Below are 4,770 nucleotides of genomic sequence, written 5' to 3'. Positions count from 1 at the left end.
TTAATAGTTAAGTTAAAAAATAAGAGTATATATCTTTTAATTCCATAATTGTTTTTTTAATAATCGGTTAGGAATGAGAGCATTTATTAAAATTTATATTTTTATGAGAGTCCTTTAAACAAAACGAGTCGCTTTAGGCGACCCGTGATGGAAATAAAAACTCTCCGTAACGGTTTTAACTTACGAAAACATTATACCAAATCCTTCCCAAATGTCAATTATCTAGCCGAAGGGAATGTAAAGATTTTTATAATGATTAAGATTTAAAATGGTCCCGGCAGGGCTTGATTCAATAGCTATCAGATCAACTCTCCAAGGAGTGTCATAATACCTTATTCCTGCGTGATTTTTATTATTCAGATATGCCATTATGATTTTCTTTAATCTTTGTATTTTGGTTGCAGTGAAATGGTCTTCCGGTTTTGCCCTGTTGTTCTTATCTAAATCGGAATTAATAGTCATGCCCTTTACCTCAACAAAAACCAATTCCTGAGCTTGTCTGTCTTTGGCGATTATATCTATCTCTCCAAAAGGCATTCTAAAATTCCTATCTATAATATCATAACCATTTTTTGTCAAGTAAAGGCAGGCCTGCGTTTCCAAAGCGCATCCAATAGATGTTTTATTTCTGGCCATATTTTATTTGGAAATAAAATTAACTTGATTCTTATTTTTTATTTTGAATTATTAGCACAGAAAAGTCAACAACAAAAAATTTAAACCATTATATACATAATTATACACAGGTTATAAACGCTGTGGATAACTTTTTAGTTTTTTAGTATTTTATAAAGACATACTTTGCTTATTAACCTATTTTAATTATATTAATGTTTCACGTGAAACAATTATTACTAAATAAACATTGTAATGTTTCACGTGAAACACTTTTTAGGTGTGAAACATGTTACACGGTGTGAATTGTTTCACGTGAAACACTTTTTTGGTGTTTTTAGCATACTTAATGTTTCACGTGAAACATTAAGGGAGTGTGAAACATGTTACACAGTGTGAAACATGTTTCACATTATTTTGCGACATTCTCTTTTGCCTATAGCCAGTCTAAGCATAATTGCCAGTTAGACTTATACTTATTGACATAATATAAAACATTGTATTTAATAATGCACCTGTTGTTGCGAACCGGAGATGGTTTTGAGTTGATAGGCAAGATGGGGAATTTTGTAGTTATCTAATAAGCCGGTAGTAGTCCAATCTCTTTATAGGTAATTTTATGTATTGACGGAACCTGTTTATAATACCGACCTTATTAACAGGTATGCTATTTTTTTAATTTGCTGAAAGTCCGCCAGAAAAACGGATAAATACGGTCTAAGATAAGAAGCTAAGAGCATGCCTAAAAGCTATCGAAATTGTTTTAATGTCAGAAGGAGGGGGCGGGGTAGAGAATTTACATAAGAGGGCGCCAATTTTCAAAATAGTCCGCAGCTAATTATTGTAAAATTATTGTGCGCTACATCTATTTTTATTCAGACGGCAACTAATTTTATTTTTTGTTAATACAGCCATTTAGTAAAAAGTAAAAACGTTATGATTATTTTTCCCATTATTTTATCACTTCAATCTAGGCCCACCGACAAGATGAATATAAAAACAATGTAAATTAAGGAAAGGAGTACGATTATATTTGCCATACACGTATTTCCGATTCTTCTATTTGCGCGTCGAGGGTATCTATAACTAGGCAAAAAGATAACACATTAAAAAACCACCTGGTGAAGGTGGTTTTTGTTTTTAGCGTAATAATTTTTTTATTTCTTCTGTAACTACTTGCCTATCATCCCAAGGCGAGCGCGTTCCGCTTATGGTTATAAATTGTTCGGCTCCCTTGCCTGTAATTAAAACTACGTCATCTTTATTTGCTAGGCCCAGTGCTTTGGCAATGCCAGCGCGTCTATCTTCTATCCTAAATAAATCTATTCCTTCTTTTTTGCCTGATGCTTCAGTCGCAACAGCGATATCCTCAATTATGAGCTTGGGGTCATCTTCATAAGGGTCAACATTGCTGATGACAACATAGTCAGCTAATTCTCCTGCTACTTTACCCATGGCAGGTCTTTTTGCCTTGTCTCGCCCCCCGCCTTCAGCCCCTAAGAGGACAATTACTTTACCATCCGTCATCCCTTTAACTGCAGTGAGCGCGGCGATCATGCTTTTTTCTTCATGGGCATAGTCCACTAAGGCTATGAAATTTTGACCAGCGTCAATTTTTTCCATACGACCAGGAATAGTGCGTAAGTCTGCTAAACCTTTTATAGTAGCCGATTGGGGTAAAGAAAAATTTTTGGCGACAGCCATGGCTGCGAGCGCGTTGTAAATATTAAAATCTCCGGGAAGGTTTAATTTGTAATTTAAACCGTCTACCATAAATTCACTGGAGAATGGGGCTAACTTTATTTGTTTGGCCTGAATATCTGCTTTGGTATTGATGCCAAAAGTAATTTTTTGGTCTGCCTTAAAATGCAAATAATAGTCAGCTTCTTTATCGTCTATATTGGCAATAATAGTTTTAGGTATTTTTTTGCCCTTTAGAGTTTTTCGGGGAAGCCTTGCCAACATTTCAAATAATTGTCCTTTAGCTTTTTTATAATTCTCATAGCTTCCATGAGCATCTAAATGTTCCGGGGAGAGATTAGTAAAGATAGCCGTATCGTAATTGATAGCCTTATGCCGCCATTGTTTTATTCCTTCCGAAGTGGTTTCTACAACAGCATACTCGCAACCATTGTCTAGCATCTTCTTGAGCAAGCTCTGAATAATGGTTCTCCCTGGCATAGTCATATGGTACGGATTCATAGATTCTTCTTCTCCTATGCGAATATTAGCCGTGCCAATTAATCCAGTTTTATGCCCGGCTGCTGTTAACACAGACCAAATATAATTAGCGGCTGAGGTTTTACCCTTGGTACCGGTAATGCCAATAATAATCATTTTATTGGAGGGCTTGCCGTATACCAGACTTCCTATCACTGGAATAAAATAATGGTAGGGGGTAGCAATTAATTTTTTTATTTTTTTTAAGATAGACATAATTTTATTAAAAATGATTTTTTAATAGACGCCTAAGATTATAGAAATAATTTAATACTGGTCTCGGAGAAAAAATATAAGCAGCATTGTAGTTTAGATAAAGACCGCCATAATTTCTCTTATAATCTGTAATGCCTTTATAGCTGGTATAAAGGGTCGGATATTCAGGATTAAAGGCTCCGCCGAAAGTATAATATTTATAACCCTTTTCTTGCGCGCTCAGAATAGATTGCCATTGTAAAAGAAATGTGGACTTTAGATTTCTATAGCTATTGCTTGACCCACCGAATACCCAATTGGCCACATTACCTTCATAATAAATCAAATCAACGGCTAAATATTGCTCGTCATATTGGGCAAAGAAAAGCTCTATATTATTTTGGCCCGTCTCAAAAAGGCTCTTATAATAATCTTTGGGATGGAGACCGAAACCGTCTCGCCTTGAAGTTTCTACCATTAAAGCGTAAAAAATGGGGAAATAATTGACTAAGTCGGTGCCGACGATTTTTTTAATTTGCACGCCTTTTTTCTCGGCAAGTTTTATATTATAACGGCAGTGAGGGTGCATTTTAGCCAAAAGCGTTTCTTTTTTTTGGCGCAAATCAAGCATCCATTCAAAACGTGGTTGAAAGAAGGCTCCATGATAGGTATAGTCAGGAGCTTCTCGCCAAATTTTATTGGGTAATGTTTTTAATTTTTTGGGCCAGCAATCAATCCTAAGAAAAATAGCATGACTCTCTCGAGTGAGTTTTTGTAATAGGCCTAAAAGATTATTTTCTTGTGCTTGAGACAGCTCTTTTTTTAAGACTGGCCCATGGGGTATGTATAAGTAGCTCAGCTTAAAGGGGAGGGGGTATTGCAACAATTGAAACCCGCCTAAAATTTCGGAGTCATCCTGAATAATAAAATTTTTCAGGTTGCGGTGTGAAATCCTTTGCCATAAGCCGTATGACCAAGTCTGACTTAGGGGTGTAAAAAAATCGCCGCTAATAGCCGCATTATAATCATCTGCAACAGTGGTTTCCCTAAGGATTAATTTGGTATTATCTTCCATAGCCAATTCTATGATATCACAAAAGCTACCCTTAGGGGTAGCCATAATATTTTAATTGATGTGGACCTAGGGAGAATCGAACTCCCGCCTTGGCAATGCGAATGCCACGTCATGCCACTAGACTATAGGCCCATATTGGTCGGGGTGCCGGGACTCGAACCCGGAGTCTCGTGCTCCCAAAGCACGCATGTTAACCATTGCACCACACCCCGGAAAAACGTACTAAAAGTCTAAGGTCTAAGGTCTAGTGTCTAAACAGCAGTCAAAAAGATTTGTTCCGTACCCCCGTTTAGACATCAATTTGCAATTTTATCACGTAAACCACGTGGTCGTGGTAACGCGACTTTCGTGGCGTTCCTACAACGTAAAAACGTACAATTCGCAAAGCGAATTAACGTTTTGTACGTTGTGTCCCCAGAAGGAATCGAACCCTCATCCACAGCTTAGAAGGCTGTTGCTCTATCCGTTGAGCTATGGGGACAAAAATATCGTGAAAACAGCTTAGAAGGCTGTTGCTCTATCCTCCGCCAGCCGGCGGAGAGCTATGGGGACAAAAATATCGTGAAAACAGCTTAGAAGGCTGTTGCTCTATCCTCCGCCAGCCGGCGGAGAGCTATGGGGACGGGATATATACTAATTTCTAATGTCCAATTTCCAATTTCTAA

The 4,770-nt window shown here is 37.3% G+C and carries 3 protein-coding genes and 3 tRNA genes; all 6 read right to left on the bottom strand.

Features of this window, described 5'->3' with window-relative positions; all coding sequences use genetic code 11:
- Positions 1 to 222 precede the first annotated feature (222 nt).
- Entirely contained in the window at positions 223 to 636 is a 414-nt protein-coding gene (locus tag PK547_00615) for a YraN family protein (GenBank protein HPR91227.1), read from the bottom strand.
- A gap of 1,119 nt (positions 637 to 1,755) precedes the next feature.
- Positions 1,756 to 3,051 carry a UDP-N-acetylmuramoyl-L-alanyl-D-glutamate--2,6-diaminopimelate ligase gene (locus tag PK547_00610; GenBank protein HPR91226.1) on the bottom strand — a complete coding sequence of 432 codons (1,296 nt, stop codon included), beginning with the start codon at positions 3,049 to 3,051 and terminating at the stop codon, positions 1,756 to 1,758.
- Between the two features lie 7 nt (positions 3,052 to 3,058).
- Entirely contained in the window at positions 3,059 to 4,150 is a 1,092-nt protein-coding gene (locus tag PK547_00605; GenBank protein HPR91225.1) for a peptidoglycan bridge formation glycyltransferase FemA/FemB family protein, read from the bottom strand.
- A 16-nt stretch (positions 4,151 to 4,166) separates the two neighbouring features.
- Positions 4,167 to 4,237 (bottom strand) — tRNA-Ala (locus tag PK547_00600).
- A 4-nt stretch (positions 4,238 to 4,241) separates the two neighbouring features.
- Positions 4,242 to 4,317 (bottom strand) — tRNA-Pro (locus PK547_00595).
- A 197-nt stretch (positions 4,318 to 4,514) separates the two neighbouring features.
- A tRNA-Arg gene (locus tag PK547_00590) sits at positions 4,515 to 4,586 on the bottom strand.
- Between the last annotated feature and the right edge of the window lie 184 nt (positions 4,587 to 4,770).

The sequence above is a fragment of the Candidatus Paceibacterota bacterium genome, assembly GCA_035404205.1.
Lineage (GTDB): Bacteria > Patescibacteriota > Minisyncoccia > UBA6257 > JAVHQB01 > JAVHQB01.
Note: the sequence above shows the minus strand (reverse complement) of the source record. Positions and strands in the feature narration are given on the sequence as shown.

Coding starts and splice junctions, on each gene's coding strand:
- PK547_00605 (HPR91225.1), bottom strand. CDS start 4,150: ATGGCTACCCCTAAGGGTAGCTTTTGTGATATCATAGAATTGGCTATG.
- PK547_00615 (HPR91227.1), bottom strand. CDS start 636: ATGGCCAGAAATAAAACATCTATTGGATGCGCTTTGGAAACGCAGGCC.
- PK547_00610 (HPR91226.1), bottom strand. CDS start 3,051: ATGTCTATCTTAAAAAAAATAAAAAAATTAATTGCTACCCCCTACCAT.